Raw genomic sequence first — 16,430 nt, 5'->3', positions numbered from 1 at the left:
CCCAGCCCCGGGGTCATCGCGTCACCGCATGCAAACGCCGACCCGATCGCCGGTCGAGCATGCCGCCAAACCAAAAACCTCCCCCGGTCACGATCCGGCCTCATCCCACCCCCGCCCCTTGCCCCCGTCCCACATCCGGGCTACCGTTGACCCTAATGCAAACGTTTGCACACCACCCCCACGGCACGGGAGATGAGGAGTCGACATGACCGTCAGCCGCACACACCGCCCGACGTTGAAGGACGTCGCACGCGCCGCCGACGTCTCCGTGTCCACCGCCTCCCGCGCCCTCTCCGGCAGCGACCGCATCTCCCAGGCCACCCGCGATCTCGTCGCGCAGGCCGCCGCCGAGATCGGCTACCGCCCCAACATCCAGGCCCGCGCACTGCGCATGTCGCGCTCCACCACCATCGCCGTGGTCGTGCCCAGCCTGGTCAACCACTACTTCGCCGCCATGGTCACCGCGATCCAGGAGCACGCCGCCACCCGCGGGATCACCACCATCGTCGCCGCGACCAACGAGTCCGCCGAAGAGCACTCCAAGGCCCTCGACGCCCTGACCGACCAGCGCGTCGCCGGCATCATCTGCGTGCCCCACGAGGACTGCGCCGCCCAGATCCGCGCACTCGCCGCAGGCGGCACCCCCGTCGTCCTCGTCGACCGCACCCTGCCCGACCCGGCACCGCCGACGTCGGACACCGCCGAGGACGCGGCGTCGGCAAGCAGACCTGGACCACAGGCCACGCCCGCCATCCCCACGGTGACCTCGGACCCGCGCCCCGGCATGACCGCCGCCCTCGAGCTGCTCGCCGACGCCGGCAGCCTGCCCGTCGGCTACCTGTCCGGGCCGATGTCCACCTCCACCGGCCGCGAGCGCCTCGAGGTCTTCACCTCCGCCGCAGCCGGGCTCGGCCTCGATACCAGCCACGTCTTCCGCGGCGGCTACGAGCAGGAACTCGGGCGCCGCGGCGCCGAGGAACTCATCGACCAGGGCGTGGCCGCCCTCTTCGCCGGCGACTCCATGATGACCGTCGGCGTCATCGAGGCCTGCCACCGCCGCGGCCTCGAGATCGGCGTCGACATCGCCGTCATCGGATTCGACAACCAGCCCCTGTTCGACCTGCAGCCGCGCCCCATCACCGTCATCGACCAGGACGTGCGCCGCATGGCGCTGACCGCCCTGCAGATCCTCGCCGACCTCGTCACCGGCGCCCCCGGCGACACCACAACTGAAACCGACCACACCGGCCGCCCGGCGCACATCCGCGTGCCCACGCGCCTGATCACCCGCCGCTCCGTACCCAAATCCAACTGAACCCAGAACACCGACCCCACTCTCCCCACCATCAGCCCCCACCCCAGGAGGTGAACGATGACCGCCCCAGACACCGCGCCGCTGATCGAGCTGCGCCACGTGAGCAAGTCCTTCGGCCCGGTCCGAGTGATTGACGACGTCTCCGTGGCCGTGCGCCCGGGCCAGGTACAGGCCCTGCTCGGCGAGAACGGCGCCGGAAAGTCCACCATCATCAAGATGATGGCCGGCGTGCACGAACCCGACTCCGGCGAGATCCTCGTCGACGGAAAACCCGTGCGCATCCCCGACACCAAGACCGCCGAGTCCTTCGGCATCGCCACCATCTACCAGGAACTCAACCTGGTGCCCACCCTGTCCGTCGCCGAGAACATCATGCTCGGGCGCACCCCGGCGCGCGGCGGACTGGTCAACTTCACCGAACTGCGCCGCCGCGCCGCCGAGGCGCTGGACCGCGTCGGCCTCGAGATCGACCTGGACACCCCCGTCGGCGAGCTGTCCGTGGCCCGCCAGCAGCTCGTCGAGATCGCCAAGGCGCTGTCCACGAACGCGCGCATCCTCATCCTCGACGAGCCGACCGCCTCGCTGACCGGCCACGAGATCGACCAGCTCTTCCGCGTGGTCGACGAGCTCAAGGCCGCCGGCGTGGGCATGATCTTCATCTCCCACCACCTCGACGAGATCGCGCGCATCTCCGACTCCGTGAGCGTCCTGCGCGACGGCTCCTTCGTCGCCGAGGTCGCCCCCGACACCGAGGAGGCCGAGTTCGTCCGCCTCATGGTCGGCCGCGACATCGACGACCAGTACCCGCGCCAGGCCGGCACCCCCGGCGAGCCGCTGCTCGTCGTCGAGCACCTCTCCTCGGCCGGCAAGTTCGAGGACGTCAGCCTCACCGTCCGCGGCGGCGAGGTCGTCGGCGTCGCGGGCCTGGTCGGCGCCGGGCGCACCGAGCTGGTCCGCGCCATCGCCGGGGCCGACTCCTACGACTCCGGCACCGTGACCGTGCGCGGCAAGAAGCTGCGCAAGGGCGACGTCAAGGGCGCGATCGACCACGGCGTGGGTCTGGTGCCCGAGGACCGCAAGAACCAGGGCCTCGTCCTCGACGCCTCCGTCGGCGAGAACATCGGCCTGGCCACCCTGTCGTCCTCGGCGACCGCCGGTCTGGCCGACCTCAAGGGCCAGCGCACCCTGGCGAGCTCCGTCGCCGAGAAGCTGCGCGTGCGCATGGCCGGCATCGACCAGCCCGTGCGCGATCTGTCCGGCGGCAACCAGCAGAAGGCCGTCTTCGGCAAGTGGGTCATGGCCAACTCCATGGTCCTGCTGCTCGACGAGCCCACCCGCGGCGTCGACGTCGGTGCCAAGGTCGAGATCTACAACATCATCAACGCCCTCACCGAGACCGGCGGCGCCGTGCTCATGGTCTCCTCGGACCTGCCCGAGGTCCTCGGTATGTCCGACCGCATCCTCGTCATGTCCGGCGGACGCCTCGCCGGCGAACTGGCCCCCGAGGCCACCCAGGACGAGGTCATGACACTGGCGGTCTCCCGCCTCTCCGACACCACCGCCGGCCCCGCCGACACCACCACCGCCACCACCGCCAGCACCGCCACGACCGACACCTCCGGGCGCACCGGCACCGACACCGCCGAGAAGGAGAACCAGCAATGACCACCACCACAACCTCCCGCGGCGCCACCGCCGCGGCGGAGAAGTCCCCCTCGTTCGGCCGCCGCCTGGGCAACTGGGCGATGGACAACGGCGCCCTCGTCGGCCTGATCGCCCTGATCGTCATCCTGGTCATCGCCACCCCGCATTTCCTGAGCGTCGACAACCTCATCAACGTCGGCGTGCAGGCCGCCGCCATCGCCATCCTGGCCTTCGGCATGACCTTCGTCATCGTCACCGGCGGCATCGACCTGTCCGTCGGCGCGGTCGCCGCCCTCGGCGGCATGGTCACCGCCTACTCCTTCGCCGAGATGGGCCTGCCCGGCTGGATCACCCTGATCCTCGGCCTTCTGACCGGCCTGGCCTGCGGTGCCATCGCCGGCGCCTCCATCGCCTACGGCAAGCTGCCCGCCTTCATCGCCACCCTGGCGATGATGTCCATCGCCCGCGGCCTGACCCTGGTCGTCTCCGAGGGCTCCCCGCAGCCCAGCCCGGACGCCGTCAACTGGATGGGCACCGACCTCGGCTTCCTGCCGATGCCCATCGTGATGATGCTGCTGGCCGGCCTGATCTGCTGGTTCGTGCTCTCGCGCACCGTGCTCGGCCGCTCCATGTACGCCATCGGCGGCAACATCGAGGCCGCCCGGCTGTCCGGCCTGCCCGTGCGCCAGATCCTCATCGCCGTCTACACCCTCTCCGGCCTCTTCGCCGCCTGGGCGGGCCTGGTCATGACCGCCCGCCTGTCCTCCGCCCAGCCCCAGGCCGGTGTCAGCTACGAGCTCGACGCCATCGCCGCCGTCGTCATCGGCGGCGCCTCCCTGTCGGGCGGCCGCGGCAAGGCCACCGGCACCTTCGTCGGCGCGCTGCTGCTCGCCGTCATCCGCAACGGCCTGAACCTGCTCAACGTCTCTTCCTTCTGGCAGCAGATCGTCATCGGCATCGTCATCGCCGCCGCCGTCGGCTTCGACGTCATCCGCAACAAGACCATCGCCCAGTAGAGGCCGCAACCGGAAAGGACAGAGGAGCACAACATGTTCACCTTCATCAACCGGTCACGCGGCCGTCGGACGGGCGCAGCCCGTCCCGCCCGCCGGGCCGCAGCGTTGGTCACCGCCGTGGCACTCGCGACGTCGTTAAGCGCCTGCGGGCGCGGCGAAGCCGAGCAGGAGATCACGCTGGCGCTGTCCACGCAGTCCAACCCGTTCTTCGTACAGGTACGCGACGGCGCGCAGCAACGCGCCGAGGAGCTCGGCATCCCGCTGAACATCCAGGACGCCGGCGACGACGCCCTCAAGCAGGCCGACCAGCTCAACAACGCCGCGGCCATGCACACCGGCGTGGTCATCGCCAACCCCGTCGACTCCGACGCCGTGGCCAACTCCGTGACCGCGCTCAACCAGGCCGACATCCCCGTCGTCGCCGTCGACCGCACCTCCAACGGCGGCGAGCTGACCTCCTACGTGGCCAGCGACAACATCGCCGGCGGACGCCAGGCGGCCGACGCCATGGCCGAGGCCATCGGCGGCAAGGGCAAGATCATCGTCCTGCAGGGCATCGCCGGCTCGTCCTCCTCGCGCGACCGCGGGCAGGGCTTCAAGGAGGGCATCGCCAAGTACCCCGACATCGAGATCGTCGGCATGCAGACCGCTGGCTTCGACCGCACCAAGGGGCTCGACGTCGCATCCAACCTGCTGCAGGCCAACCCCGACGTCGTGGGCATCTTCGCCGAGAACGACGAGATGGCGCTCGGCGCAATCGAGGCCGTCGGCGGGCGCGCCGGAAAGGACATCGCCGTCGTCGGCTTCGACGGCACCCTCGACGGCCTCGAGGCGGTGGCCGCCGGCACCATGGCCGCCACCATCGCCCAGCAGCCCGACCAGCTCGGCGTGGCCGCCGTCGACCAGGCCGCCCTGCTGCTGCAGGGCAAGGAGGTCGCCGACGTCCTGCCCGTCGACGTGGTCACCGTGACCGCCGAGAACGTCGCCGAGCACCAGTAGGCACCAGTAAAGGAGAACACCATGCTCAAAAAGGGCATCCTCAACGCCCCGCTGGCCGGGCACCTCGCCCGGCTGGGCCACACCGACACCGTCGTCATCGCCGACTGCGGCCTGCCCGTGCCCGCCGACGTGCCCGTGGTTGACCTCGCGCTCGTCTTCGGCATCCCCCGCTTCGTCGACGTCCTCGACGCGCTGACCGACGTGCTCGAGATCGAGCACGCCACCATCGCCACCCAGACCCCGAAGGAGATCCGCGCGATCGTGCCCGCCGAGGTCGAGCTCGACGAGGTCGACCACGAGGAGCTCAAGGCCCGGGTCGCCGACGCCAGCTTCGTGGTCCGCACCGGCGAGACCACGCCCTACGCCAACGTCATCCTGCGCAGCGGGGTGCCGTTCTAGAGACCTGGGCCGCCGGGGTGCCTCGACTCCATGCGTCGGGGTGCCCGGGCGGTCCCCTCTCTTTTTGTTGTTTCCGGGGGTTGGGGCGGCTGTCAGCCGGGCCCGGGGCCGCCTGCCCAGCAAGGCCCCGTATAGCAAGGGCGGTTTTCGACCCAGCAAGGCGTGCCCTTGCTATGCGCGAGCTTGCTGGGTCGAGGGCGGGCAGGGGTAAGCAGACACAGACGAGGCTGCCCGGGAGAGCCAGGCGGGAGGAATCCGCGGGGCCGGGCCCGCTACTTCCCGGCGACGCTCGTGATGTCGCTGATCAGGCGGGCGGCCACCTTCGCGGTGCGGTTGTCCACGTCGAACTCGGGGTTGAGCTCGGCGACGTCGACCAGGCGCAGCTTGCCCGAGGCCGCCGCCGCGCGCGCCATCGCCCGGTAATGCGCCAGGCTCACGCCCACCGCCGCCGGGGCGCTCACGCCGGGCGCGACCGAGGCCGGCAGCCCGTCGAGGTCGATGCTCAGGTGCACGTGATCCGCATCCGCCACGGCCTTCGCGACCAGCTCGCCCGCCTGCTGCGGGGTCATCTCCGCCAGCTCGTCGTCGAGGACGGTGTGCACGCCGAGGGCCTCGGCGGTCTCGAAGAGGACTCGGGTGTTGTTCGGCTCCGAGATGCCGAGCACCGTGTAGTCGAAGTCGTGTGATTCGGGCCGGCCGGCGGAGTCCGGACCGGCGGCGCCCTGCTCCGCAGCGGGTCTCGAGTCCGGGATCGGGGCACCTGCCGCCGGACCACCCGCGCCGTGCAGGCGGGCGATCTGCAGGAACGGCGTACCCGAGGTCGGCCGGTCGGCGGCGCGCAGGTCGAAGTGCGCGTCCAGGTTCACCACCGCGATCCGCTCGCGCTCGCCCGCCGGCGCGGGTGCGGCGTCGTCTCCCTCCGAACCGGAACCGGCGGCACCGGAGCCCGCAGCGCCGGAACCGTCCGCGCCGGAGCCCTCAACACCCGAACCGGCCACCGCCTCGAAGAGACCGCGGTGCGTGGCCCAAGCGATCTCGTGGCCGCCGCCCAGCGCGACCACCAGGCGCCCGGCGCGCACGAGGTCACGCACCGCGTCGGAGAGCTCGCGCTGCGCGCCCTCCAGGTTCGGGTCCTCGGTGCGCACGGTGCCGGCGTCGGCGCGAGCCACCTCGTCGTGGACGGCGAGGCTGGCCAGCGCCTTCCGCAGCGCCGCCGGGCCGGCGGCCGCGCCCCGGCGCCCGCCGTTGCGCTCCACGCCCTCGTCGCTGGCGAAGCCGAGCAGCGCGAGCCCGGCCGCGCCGGCCCCGGTAATCGCACCGGCCCCGGAAGCCACACCGGCCCCCGCACCGGACCCGGAGCCGGACACTCCGGCGCCCGCACCGGTCCCGGCACCCGAGGCCTCCCGCGGGTCGAGGCCCTCGATCACCGAGTGCCAGCGGGCGTGCTCACGCCCGGGTCCGTCGTCGCGTCCGGTCCAGTCTGCGGGGTCAAAGGGGGTGTACATGCCGCGCACCCTAGTTCCCGCGCGCCCGGCGCGCCGCGCCTCGGCCCACCGGCGCGTCTCGGATGCGAGACTTTGACCCATGGCCCAGGTCCCCGCCGCCCGGAACACGCTGCGCATCCTCGCGCTGCTCTCGCGAATCGACGTGCCCGTCTCCGCCGCGCGCATCCGCGCCGAGCTCGACCTGCCGCGCTCGAGCACCTACCACCTGCTGCGCGAGATGGAGGCCGCCGGATTCGTCATGCACATCCCCGGCGAGCAGACCTACGGCCTGGGCGTGGCCGCCTACGAGATGGCCCAGGCCTACACGACCCAGCAGCCGCTGGTGCGCCTCGGCCAGAAGCGGCTGCGCGAGCTGGCCGTGCAGGCCGGCGGCTCCGGGCACCTCTCACGCCTCGTCGGCCCCGAGATCGTCTACCTGGTCGAGGTCCGCTCGCCCGGCGCGCAGGCGCTGATCACCGACGTCGGCGTACGGCTTCCCGCCCTGCGCACCGCCTCCGGCCTGGCGATGCTCTCCGTGCTCAACGACGCCCAGGTGAAAGCCGTGCTGGCCAGCCTTCCCGACATCCCGTCGGGCCCCGCCCCGGTTCCCGCACCGTCGCTGGCGGGCGGCGCGGACGCCGCCGCGCCCGGCCCCGACCACGACACCGACCACGCCACCACCCCCGCCTCCGGCGACTTCGCCGCATCGACCGACACCACCCGCCCCACGCTGCGCCGGCTGCTCGCCGAGCTCGACGCGATCCGCACCCGCGGCTTCGCCCTCGAGCGCGAGGCCGTCGCCCGCGGCCAGGAGTCCGTCTCCGTGCCCGTGCGCGACCACCTGAGCCGCCCGGCCGCGGCGATCACGGTCACCCACCCGGTCGACAGCCTCGACGAGGCCGGCCGCGCGGGCCTGGTGCGCAGCCTGCGGGAGGCCTCGGCCGCGCTCGGCGCGGCCGTCTTCGGCGCGCGCTGAGGCGCGCGGCCGGGCGCGCCCAACCCCCGCGACAGAACGCACGCCCAGCCCCCGGCACCCGCGCCGACGCCCACGCCGCCCCGCGCCCGCCCGCACGTCACCGCCGCCGGCGACCACCGGGACGTCGGCAATTTAACCGCGCTTGCCTGCACTGTCTCGAATACCAGACACCACCCCCTCGACGAATCTACCGCGCCACATGTGACCGCCGTTACCGTCACGGACACAGTTGATCCACGACATAGCGCGCCGCACCGGCCGCGCCTGGATGTCGCCGACCCGAGGAGGAACAGTGACCGAGCAGAACACCGACACCACCCAGTCCGGCCCGCGCACCGTGCGCGCCCCGCGCGGCACCGAGATCAGCGCCAAGAGCTGGCAGACCGAGGCGCCGCTGCGCATGCTGATGAACAACCTCGACCCCGAGGTCGCCGAGCGCCCCGAGGACCTCGTCGTCTACGGCGGCACCGGCAAGGCCGCGCGCAGCTGGGAGGCCTTCGACAAGATCGTCGAGACCCTCAAGGACCTCGAGGAGGACGAGACCCTGCTCGTCCAGTCCGGCAAGCCCGTCGGCGTGCTGCGCACCCACGAGTGGGCCCCGCGCGTGCTCATCGCCAACTCCAACCTCGTCGGCGACTGGGCCAACTGGCCGGAGTTCCGCAAGCTCGAGGCCGAGGGCCTGATCATGTACGGCCAGATGACCGCCGGCTCCTGGATCTACATCGCCACCCAGGGCATCCTGCAGGGCACCTACGAGACCTTCGCCGCCGTCGCCCAGAAGCGCTTCAACGGCACGCTCGCCGGCACCCTGACCCTGACCGGCGGCTGCGGCGGCATGGGCGGCGCCCAGCCCCTGGCCGTCACCCTCAACGGCGGTGTCTGCCTGATCGCCGACGTCGACGAGACCCGCCTGAAGCGCCGCCAGTCCAAGCGCTACCTCGACGAGGTCTACACCGACCTCGACGAGGCCGTCGCCCGCGCCCGCCAGGCCAAGGAGGACAAGGAGGCCGTCTCCATCGGCATCGTCGCCAACGCGGCGGACGTCTTCCCCGAGCTGCTCAACCGCCACCGCGCCGGCGAGATCACCGTCGACGTGGTCACCGACCAGACCTCCGCGCACGACCCGCTGAGCTACCTGCCCAGCGAGATCACCGTCGAGGACTGGCACCGCGAGGCCGCCGACGACCCGGAGACCTTCACCAAGAAGTCGCGCGAGTCGATGGCCATGCAGGTCCAGGCCATGGTCGAGTTCCAGGACGAGGGCGCCGAGGTCTTCGACTACGGCAACTCCATCCGCGACGAGGCCCGCCACGCCGGCTACCACCGCGCCTTCGAGTTCCCCGGCTTCGTGCCCGCCTACATCCGCCCGCTGTTCTGCGAGGGCCTCGGGCCCTTCCGCTGGGTGGCGCTCTCCGGCGACCCGGCCGACATCAAGGTCACCGACGAGGCCCTCAAGGAGCTCTTCCCCGACAACGAGCACCTGCACCGCTGGCTCGACGCCGCCGAGGAGTACGTCGAGTTCGAGGGCCTGCCCGCCCGCATCTGCTGGCTCGGCTACGACGAGCGCCAGAAGGCCGGCGTGCGCTTCAACGAGCTCGTCGCCGAGGGCAAGATCTCCGCGCCGATCGCCATCGGCCGCGACCACCTCGACTCCGGTTCCGTGGCCAGCCCCTACCGCGAGACCGAGGCGATGATCGACGGCTCCGACGCCATCGCCGACTGGCCGCTGCTCAACGCCCTGACCGCCACCTCCTCCGGTGCGACCTGGGTGTCCATCCACCACGGCGGCGGCGTGGGCATGGGCCGCTCCATCCACGCCGGCCAGGTCTCCCTGGCCGACGGCACCGAACTGGCCGCCCAGAAGCTCGAGCGCGTGCTCACCAACGACCCCGCCATGGGCGTGCTGCGCCACTACGACGCCGGCTACTCCCGCGCCAAGGAGGTCGCCGACGAGCGCGGTGTGCGCGTGCCGATGGACTTCAACCAGCGCGACTGATCCGATTGCCGACGCCGCGCGTGCCCCACGTCGGGCGCGTCGGCTGCGGCGTGGGCGCCGCGTCCCGGTGGCGCAGCGCGCCGGTGGCGCGGCGCTAGTGGCGCAGCGCGCACCCCGCCGGTGGCGCGAACCCGAAGAAGAACCGAGAGACACGAAGACAACAGCAGCAGACGACAAGCCGCAAAGCCGCAGAGAAAGGACCGAGACAATGGCCGGACGTTACCCCGAGGGCGACTTCTACGGATTCGAACAGGAGCTCTCCGCCGAGGAGCGCAGGATCCTGCTGAAGGTGCGCGACTGGGCGCAGAACACCGTCAAGCCCGTCGCAGCGGACTACTGGAACCGCTGGGAGTTCCCCCACGAGCTGATGGACTCCATCGCGGACCTCGACATCATCAGCCTGGTGCGCCACAAGGGCCGCAGCCGCCTGCTCGCCGGCCTGGTCACCGCCGAGATCCACCGTGCCGACGCCTCGGTGGGCACGTTCTTCAGCGGCCACGACGGCCTGTTCACCGGCTCGATCGAGCTGCTCGGCAGCGAGGAGCAGAAGCAGCGCTGGCTGCCGGACCTCTACGCCGTGCGCAAGACCGGCGTGCTGGCCATCACCGAGCCGGAGGCCGGGTCGGACGTGGCCAAGGGCATGCACACAACCGCCGAGAAGGTCGACGGCGGCTGGAAGCTCAACGGCACCAAGCGCTGGATCGGCAACGCCACCTGGTCCGACTACGCGGTCATCTACGCCCGCGACATCGCCGACGACCAGGTCAAGGGCTTCGTCGTCGACACCTCCGCGGAGGGCTACCGCGCGGAGCTGATGGAGAACCGCATCGCGCTGCGCGCCGTGCAGAACGCGGAGATCCACCTGACCGACTGCTTCGTGCCGGACGCCGACAAGCTCGAGGGCGCCAACACCTTCAAGGACACCAACAAGGTCTTCAAGTCCGCCCGCGCGACCGTGGGCTGGCAGGCCGTCGGCCTGCAGATGGGCGCGCTCGACGCGACCCTGGACTACGCCGATGAGCGCGAGCAGTTCGGCAGGAAGATCAGCTCCTTCCAGATCAACCAGTCGAAGCTGGCCACCATGCTGGGCAACCTCATCGCCTCCGAGTCGATGATGTACACCCTCAACCGCATGCAGGACCGCGACGCCGACCACAACGAGCACTCCGCCCTGGCCAAGGCCCAGGTCACCCACCTGATGCGCGAGACCGTCGCCCTCGGCCGCGAGGTGCAGGGCGGCAACGGCCTGGTCACCGACTACCACATGGCCAAGATCTTCTGCGACGCCGAGGCGCTCTACTCCTACGAGGGCACCTACGACATCAACCAGCTGATCGTCGCCCGCTCCATCACCGGAGAGTCCGCCTTCGTCTAGCCACCCCCTCGAGCCCGCCGGCCCGGACCGCACCGCAGTCCGGGCCGGCGGGCCCTACGGCATCGGGCCCCGCCCGCGGCCGACCGAAAGGAGACCACCATGACCACCGCCGGCCACCGCAGCGCGCTCGACGGCATCCGGGTCCTCGACATGTCCCGGGTCCTCGCCGGACCGTTCTGCGCCTCCATCCTCGCCGACCTCGGCGCGGACGTGATCAAGATCGAGACCCCCTGGGGCGACGACTCCCGCGAGTTCGGCCCGTTCTGGGAGGGCCACTCCGCCTACTACCGCCTGTTCAACCGCACCAAGAAGGGCATCACCCTCGACCTGAAGTCCGACGAGGACCGCGAGACCCTCATCGAGCTGGCCAAGCGCGCCGACGTGCTGGTGGAGAACTTCCGCCCCGGCGTCATGGAGCGCCTCGGCATCGCCCCGGAGGACCTGCTCGAGGCCAACCCCGGCCTGATCATCACGAGCATCAGCGGCTTCGGCCAGACCGGCTCGATGAGCAAGGCCCCGGCCTACGACCTCGTCGCGCAGGCGATGAGCGGCCTGATGTCCGTCACCGGCTGGCCCGGCGGCCGCCCGACGCGCACCGGCGTCAGCCTCGGCGACCTCATCCCGGGCCTCTACGCTGCGATCGCCACCCTCGGCGCGGTGCTCGAGCGCAACCACTCCGGCCACGGCCAGCACGTCGACCTGGCCATGTACGACTCGCTGGTCTCTGTCCTGGAATCGGTGGCCATGCGTGAGCTCTACGAGGACGAGACCCCCACCGCCGTGGGCAACGACCACGCGATGACCGTGCCCTTCAGCACCTACGCGGCCAAGGACGGCGAGGTCGTCATCGCCGTGACCAACGAGACCCTCTTCGGCCGCGTCGCCGACGCGCTCGACCTGGAGTACATGGTCGACGACCCCCGCTTCAACACCAACGCCGCGCGCCGCGAGCGCCGCGACGAGGTCCGCCGCCTCTTCGAGGAGAAACTGGCGGACTACACCGCCGACGAGGCGCTCAAGCACCTCGCCGAGCACGGCGTCCCGACCTCGCGCGTGCACGACGTCCACGACGCCCTCACCGGCGAGCTGGGCCGCGAGCGCGGCGTCGTCGCCGAGGAGTCCGACGGCTTCCGCACCCTCGCCTCCCCGATCAAGCTGCACGGCTCCGTCGCCCCGCGGCCGGCTCCGGGGCTCGGGGAGCACAACGACCTGATCGCCGATTGGCTCGCCGAGCCTGAGCGCGTCCCCGACGAGTCCGGTTCCGTCGACCGCTGACCCGGCCCATCCCCGAACGGAGGACACCATGTCCGAGAACTCCACCGCTGATCCGGTGCGTCCCGAGGAGGCGCCCACGCAGGCGCCCGGCGCGCGCCGGATGGACAAGCCCGTGCGCGGGCGCTGGCGGTTTTTCGTCTACAGCGCGATCGGCATCTTCGCCTTCTTCGTGCCGTTTTCCTACCAGGGCTCCAACTCGATCCTCCTGGACCACCTGGTGACGGTCATCGACGACCTGCTCGGTGACGCCAACAAGTTCGTCGCCTACGCGATCATCCTGGCCGGCACCGTCTTCCAGTTCGCCTCCGGGCGCTGGAAGCAGTCGATGGCCCGCCGGGTCTTCGCCTTCCTCAACGTCCTGGGCTCGGCCGTCGCGACGATGCTCGTGTTCAACTTCGGCCCGGACTTCCTCTTCCGCGAGGACCTCGGCCCCTTCCTGATGGACAAACTGGTCATCCCGGTCGGCCTGCTCGTCCCGGTCGGCTCCGTGTTCCTGGGCCTTCTCGTCGGCTTCGGTCTGATGGAGTTCATCGGGGTGCTCGTCCAGCAGATCATGCGGCCGGCCTACCGGGTGCCCGGGCGCTCCGCGGTCGACGCGGTGGCCTCCTTCGTGGGCAGCTACTCGCTGGGACTGCTGATCACCAACCGCGTCTACAAGGCCGGCGGCTACACGGCGCGCGAGGCCGCGATCATCACCTCGTGCTTCTCCACGGCCTCGGTGACCTTCATGGTCGTCATCGCGCGCACCCTGGACCTCATGCCGATCTGGGGCATCTACTTCGCCGCGACGTTCATCATCACCTTCATCGTCAGCGCGATCATCGTGTGGATCCCGCCGCTGTCGCGCATCCCGGACGAGTACTACCCCGGCTCCCACCCGGACCCGGAGGAGCAGGTCACCTCCAACCGCCTGCGCCGCGCCTGGGGCGAGGCCGAGGAGGTGCTCAAGCGCTGCCCCGGCGTGCTGCGCGTGCTGTGGGTCAACTTCGCCGACGGCGTGCTGATGACCATGCAGATCCTGCCGGGCATCATGTCGGTCGGCTTCATCGGCCTGACGCTGGCCTTCTACACCCCGGTGTTCACCTGGCTGGGCTTCCTCTTCCTGCCGTTCACCTGGGCACTGCAGGTCCCAGGCCCGCAGCTGGCCTCCGAGGCGCTGGCCATCGGCCTGTCCGAGCTATTCCTGCCGGCCACCCTGGTCGCCGGCGCCCCGAGCGAGACGCTGCGCTTCATCGTCGCCGTGGTCTCGATCTCACAGATCTTCTTCTTCTCGTCGATGATCCCGGCCGTGCTGGGCACCGAGATCCCGATCAAGATCTGGCACATGGTGGTCATCTGGTTCCAGCGCGTCGTCCTGACCCTGATCATCACCGTCCCGGTCGCGTTCCTCGTCACGGGCGGATAGACCGTAGGTGTGACCCCTGTTCCCTGACCCTCGTCCCCGCCCCCTTCTAGCTCCCGCGAACCCCAGAAAGGACCCCATGACCTCCACCCTGTTCACCAACATCGGCGAGCTGCGCACGGTCTCCGAGCGTGGCACCCTCAACGACGCCGCAATCGTCGCCGAGGACGGCGTGATCACCTGGATCGGCGAAGCCGCCAAGGCCCCCGAGGCCGACCGGGCCGAGGACCTCGGCGGGGCAGCCGTGCTGCCCGGCTGGGTGGACTCGCACACCCACATGGTCTTCGACGGCAACCGCGCCGAGGAGTTCGAGGCCCGCATGTCCGGCGGCGAGTACGCCGCCGGCGGCATCGCGGTGACCATGGAGGCGACCCGCTCGGCCGGGGCGGAGCGCCTCGACGAGCTGGTGGCCGCTCGCGTCGCGGCCGCCCGCGCCGGCGGCACGACCACCCTGGAGACCAAGACGGGCTACGGGCTGGACACGGCCAGCGAGAAGCAGGCCGCCGAGATCGCCGGGCGCCACGTCGACGAGGTCACCTTCCTGGGCGCGCACCTGGTGCCGCCGGGAGCCGACGCCGGCGAGTACGTCGACCTGGTCTGCGGCGAGATGCTCGACGCGGTGGCCCCGCACGTCGGCTGGATCGACGTCTTCTGCGAGCGCGGTGCCTTCGACGAGGACCAGTCGCGCCGGGTCATCGAGGCCGGCAAGACCAAGGGCCTGGGCGTGCGCGTGCACGGCAACCAGCTCGGCGAGGGCCCCGGGGTGAGCCTCGCCGTGAACTACGACGCCGCGAGCGTCGACCACGTCAACTTCCTCACCGACGCGGATGTCGAGGCGCTGGCCGCCTCGAAGACGGTCGCGACGATCCTGCCCGCCTGCGACCTGTCGACGCGCATGCCGCTGGCCCCGGCGCGCCGGTTGCTGGACGCGGGGGCCACGGTGGCCATCGCCAGCAACCTCAACCCCGGCACCTCGTACACGTCGAGCATGAACTTCTGCGTGACCACGGCGGTGCTCCAGCAGCACCTCTCCCTGGACGAGGCGATCGCCGCGGGCACCCACGGCGGTGCGGTGGCGCTGCGCCGCCAGGACGTCGGCGGCGGCCGTGACTCCCAGGGCCGCCCGGCCGTGGGCACGCTGGTCGAGGGCGCGGCGGCGAACCTACACGTGCTGCGCTCGGCCACCGCGATCGACCTGGCGTACCGCCCGGGCATGCCGGTCACCGCTGCGACCTACCTCACCGGCGAGCGCGTCGCCTGATCGCGGGGCGTTCCACCCGGCTCCCCGGCAAGGCCCCGTATAGCAAGGGCTCTTCCGTACCCAGCAAGGCGTGTCCTTGCTGGGTACGAGCTTGCTGGGTCGGGTACTCGCCGGGGCTCCCCGGAAGGCTGGTCGAGCTAGGCAGCGCTCCCCACAGGCCCCTTCCTCGGTGAACAGCCATAGATGGGCTGAAGATGTGCTGCAGAACCGCCGGAACCGTGTCCTGATCGCAATCATCGCGGTCCTCCTCGTCTTGCTCGGGATGCTCGCCACCACGGCGTTCTCGCGCAAAGTCATCGACCCCGACGTCTTCGCGCTCGGCTCCGACGACATGCCCGACATCGGCGACTACGTCTCGCTGGGCGTCCTCGAGGTCCGCGTCGACGAGATCACCGAGGAGGATCCCGCGGGCGCCGAGGAGGCCGCCGCCGGTTACCGCACCGTCCTGGGCGGGGCCGCCATCGAGGCGGTCACCGGCTGCCTCGCCGAGCCCGGCGCGAGCAGCGAAGGCGGCGGCGAGGGCACCGTCACCACCGGCACCACCGACCTGGTGATCATGAAGGTCACCCTGCGCAACAACGGCGACTCCCCGGTCGACTTCCGTCAGACCACGCCGCCGACGATGAGCCTGCAGACCGTCGGCGGCACCCGCGCCACGCCCGCCTGCGGCACACTCATCGAAGCCGGCCCCGAGGACCAGGTCGCCGAGCCCGGCGGGGCGATGCCCGGCATGGCCGCCTACCGCATCCCCGCCGGCGACGACCCGGGCTGGGTGCGCTGGGCCGACCCGGCCACCGGCGAGACCGCGACCACCGACGTCGGCGGCGGCGAGGACGCCCCGGGCACCTGCGAGGCGGCGGACCTCGACCTCTCCGAGACCGAATTCGGCGCCTACCTCGCCGCCCTGGAACTTCCGCTGGCAGACAGCGGGTTCACGCACCTGTCCCACCTGCGCGTGGTGGACAACCCGTTCGACCCGTGCGCCGAGCTGAGCTGGGTGACCGTCACCGGCATGCCGATGCGGGACACGCGCGGCGACCCGTACGACGATGAGCGCACGGCCGTCGTCTTCTTCACCGACGAGCATCTCGTGGACTTCGACATGAGCGTCTACCGCGAGATCGGCGAGGTCTGACGCACGGCCCCCGACGAGGTCACGCTGAGCTACAACGCGTATCTCAACAGGCCCGACCCCTTCGTCACCGTCCCTTATACGACCGCGGGCGCGAGCGATCCCGACGAGCCGCCGCGCGAGAACGGGTGCATCGACTTCGCCCCGGAGGCGCTG

13 protein-coding genes are annotated in these 16,430 nt (G+C 71.1%); 12 read left to right on the top strand and 1 reads right to left on the bottom strand.

The window, feature by feature from the left end:
• Positions 1–205 precede the first annotated feature (205 nt).
• From QQA02_RS03710 to rbsD, 5 genes are all read left to right on the top strand, one after another.
• On the top strand, positions 206–1,315 hold the full coding sequence (locus tag QQA02_RS03710) for a LacI family DNA-binding transcriptional regulator (protein ID WP_284773807.1): 1,110 nt from the start codon (positions 206–208) through the stop codon (positions 1,313–1,315).
• A 57-nt stretch (positions 1,316–1,372) separates the two neighbouring features.
• Positions 1,373–2,980 carry a sugar ABC transporter ATP-binding protein gene (locus QQA02_RS03705; RefSeq protein ID WP_284773806.1) on the top strand — a complete coding sequence of 536 codons (1,608 nt, stop codon included), beginning with the start codon at positions 1,373–1,375 and terminating at the stop codon, positions 2,978–2,980.
• A gap of 80 nt (positions 2,981–3,060) precedes the next feature.
• Complete coding sequence (locus tag QQA02_RS03700) at positions 3,061–3,975, top strand: ABC transporter permease (RefSeq protein WP_284773843.1); 915 nt, start codon at positions 3,061–3,063, stop codon at positions 3,973–3,975.
• A gap of 33 nt (positions 3,976–4,008) precedes the next feature.
• A complete protein-coding gene (locus tag QQA02_RS03695; RefSeq protein WP_284773805.1) occupies positions 4,009–4,974 on the top strand; it encodes a substrate-binding domain-containing protein in 966 nt (321 codons plus the stop codon).
• Between the two features lie 21 nt (positions 4,975–4,995).
• Positions 4,996–5,373, top strand: a complete 378-nt coding sequence (gene rbsD, locus QQA02_RS03690) for a D-ribose pyranase (RefSeq protein WP_284773804.1) — start codon at positions 4,996–4,998, stop codon at positions 5,371–5,373.
• Positions 5,374–5,645: 272 nt separating this feature from the next.
• On the opposite strand, the gene QQA02_RS03685 is transcribed toward rbsD, so the two are convergent.
• On the bottom strand, positions 5,646–6,878 hold the full coding sequence (locus tag QQA02_RS03685; RefSeq protein WP_284773803.1) for an arginase family protein: 1,233 nt from the start codon (positions 6,876–6,878) through the stop codon (positions 5,646–5,648).
• A gap of 79 nt (positions 6,879–6,957) precedes the next feature.
• Between QQA02_RS03685 and QQA02_RS03680 the strand changes: the two genes are divergently transcribed.
• From QQA02_RS03680 to QQA02_RS03650, 7 genes are all read left to right on the top strand, one after another.
• Positions 6,958–7,833 carry an IclR family transcriptional regulator gene (locus QQA02_RS03680; protein ID WP_284773802.1) on the top strand — a complete coding sequence of 292 codons (876 nt, stop codon included), beginning with the start codon at positions 6,958–6,960 and terminating at the stop codon, positions 7,831–7,833.
• Positions 7,834–8,125: 292 nt separating this feature from the next.
• Positions 8,126–9,829, top strand: coding sequence for a urocanate hydratase (gene hutU / locus QQA02_RS03675; protein WP_284773801.1), 1,704 nt, complete (start codon positions 8,126–8,128; stop codon positions 9,827–9,829).
• 208 nt (positions 9,830–10,037) lie between these two features.
• The gene (locus tag QQA02_RS03670) at positions 10,038–11,204 is read left to right on the top strand and encodes an acyl-CoA dehydrogenase family protein (RefSeq protein ID WP_284773800.1); all 1,167 of its coding nucleotides are present in this window, start codon (positions 10,038–10,040) and stop codon (positions 11,202–11,204) included.
• 99 nt (positions 11,205–11,303) lie between these two features.
• A complete protein-coding gene (locus tag QQA02_RS03665) occupies positions 11,304–12,479 on the top strand; it encodes a CaiB/BaiF CoA transferase family protein (RefSeq protein ID WP_284863341.1) in 1,176 nt (391 codons plus the stop codon).
• Positions 12,480–12,507: 28 nt separating this feature from the next.
• On the top strand, positions 12,508–13,884 hold the full coding sequence (locus QQA02_RS03660; RefSeq protein ID WP_284773798.1) for a YjiH family protein: 1,377 nt from the start codon (positions 12,508–12,510) through the stop codon (positions 13,882–13,884).
• Positions 13,885–13,960: 76 nt separating this feature from the next.
• Positions 13,961–15,142 (top strand): amidohydrolase family protein, encoded by a 1,182-nt coding sequence (locus QQA02_RS03655; protein WP_284773797.1) that lies wholly within the window; start codon positions 13,961–13,963, stop codon positions 15,140–15,142.
• 262 nt (positions 15,143–15,404) lie between these two features.
• Entirely contained in the window at positions 15,405–16,277 is an 873-nt protein-coding gene (locus QQA02_RS03650) for a hypothetical protein (RefSeq protein ID WP_284773796.1), read from the top strand.
• Positions 16,278–16,430: the final 153 nt, after the last annotated feature.

The sequence above is a fragment of the Corynebacterium sp. MSK006 genome, assembly GCF_030232385.1.
Classification (GTDB): Bacteria; Actinomycetota; Actinomycetes; order Mycobacteriales; family Mycobacteriaceae; genus Corynebacterium; species Corynebacterium frankenforstense_A.
The sequence above is the reverse complement of the archived record's forward strand: the minus strand, read 5'-3'. Positions and strand labels throughout refer to the sequence as shown.

Excerpts from the sequence above, each read along its gene's own strand:
- QQA02_RS03710 (WP_284773807.1), top strand. The coding sequence starts at position 206 with ATGACCGTCAGCCGCACACACCGCCCGACGTTGAAGGACGTCGCACGC.
- QQA02_RS03705 (WP_284773806.1), top strand. The coding sequence starts at position 1,373 with ATGACCGCCCCAGACACCGCGCCGCTGATCGAGCTGCGCCACGTGAGC.
- QQA02_RS03700 (WP_284773843.1), top strand. The coding sequence starts at position 3,061 with ATGGACAACGGCGCCCTCGTCGGCCTGATCGCCCTGATCGTCATCCTG.
- QQA02_RS03695 (WP_284773805.1), top strand. The coding sequence starts at position 4,009 with ATGTTCACCTTCATCAACCGGTCACGCGGCCGTCGGACGGGCGCAGCC.
- rbsD (WP_284773804.1), top strand. The coding sequence starts at position 4,996 with ATGCTCAAAAAGGGCATCCTCAACGCCCCGCTGGCCGGGCACCTCGCC.
- QQA02_RS03685 (WP_284773803.1), bottom strand. The coding sequence starts at position 6,878 with ATGTACACCCCCTTTGACCCCGCAGACTGGACCGGACGCGACGACGGA.
- QQA02_RS03680 (WP_284773802.1), top strand. The coding sequence starts at position 6,958 with ATGGCCCAGGTCCCCGCCGCCCGGAACACGCTGCGCATCCTCGCGCTG.
- QQA02_RS03670 (WP_284773800.1), top strand. The coding sequence starts at position 10,038 with ATGGCCGGACGTTACCCCGAGGGCGACTTCTACGGATTCGAACAGGAG.
- QQA02_RS03665 (WP_284863341.1), top strand. The coding sequence starts at position 11,304 with ATGACCACCGCCGGCCACCGCAGCGCGCTCGACGGCATCCGGGTCCTC.
- QQA02_RS03660 (WP_284773798.1), top strand. The coding sequence starts at position 12,508 with ATGTCCGAGAACTCCACCGCTGATCCGGTGCGTCCCGAGGAGGCGCCC.
- QQA02_RS03655 (WP_284773797.1), top strand. The coding sequence starts at position 13,961 with ATGACCTCCACCCTGTTCACCAACATCGGCGAGCTGCGCACGGTCTCC.
- QQA02_RS03650 (WP_284773796.1), top strand. The coding sequence starts at position 15,405 with ATGCTCGCCACCACGGCGTTCTCGCGCAAAGTCATCGACCCCGACGTC.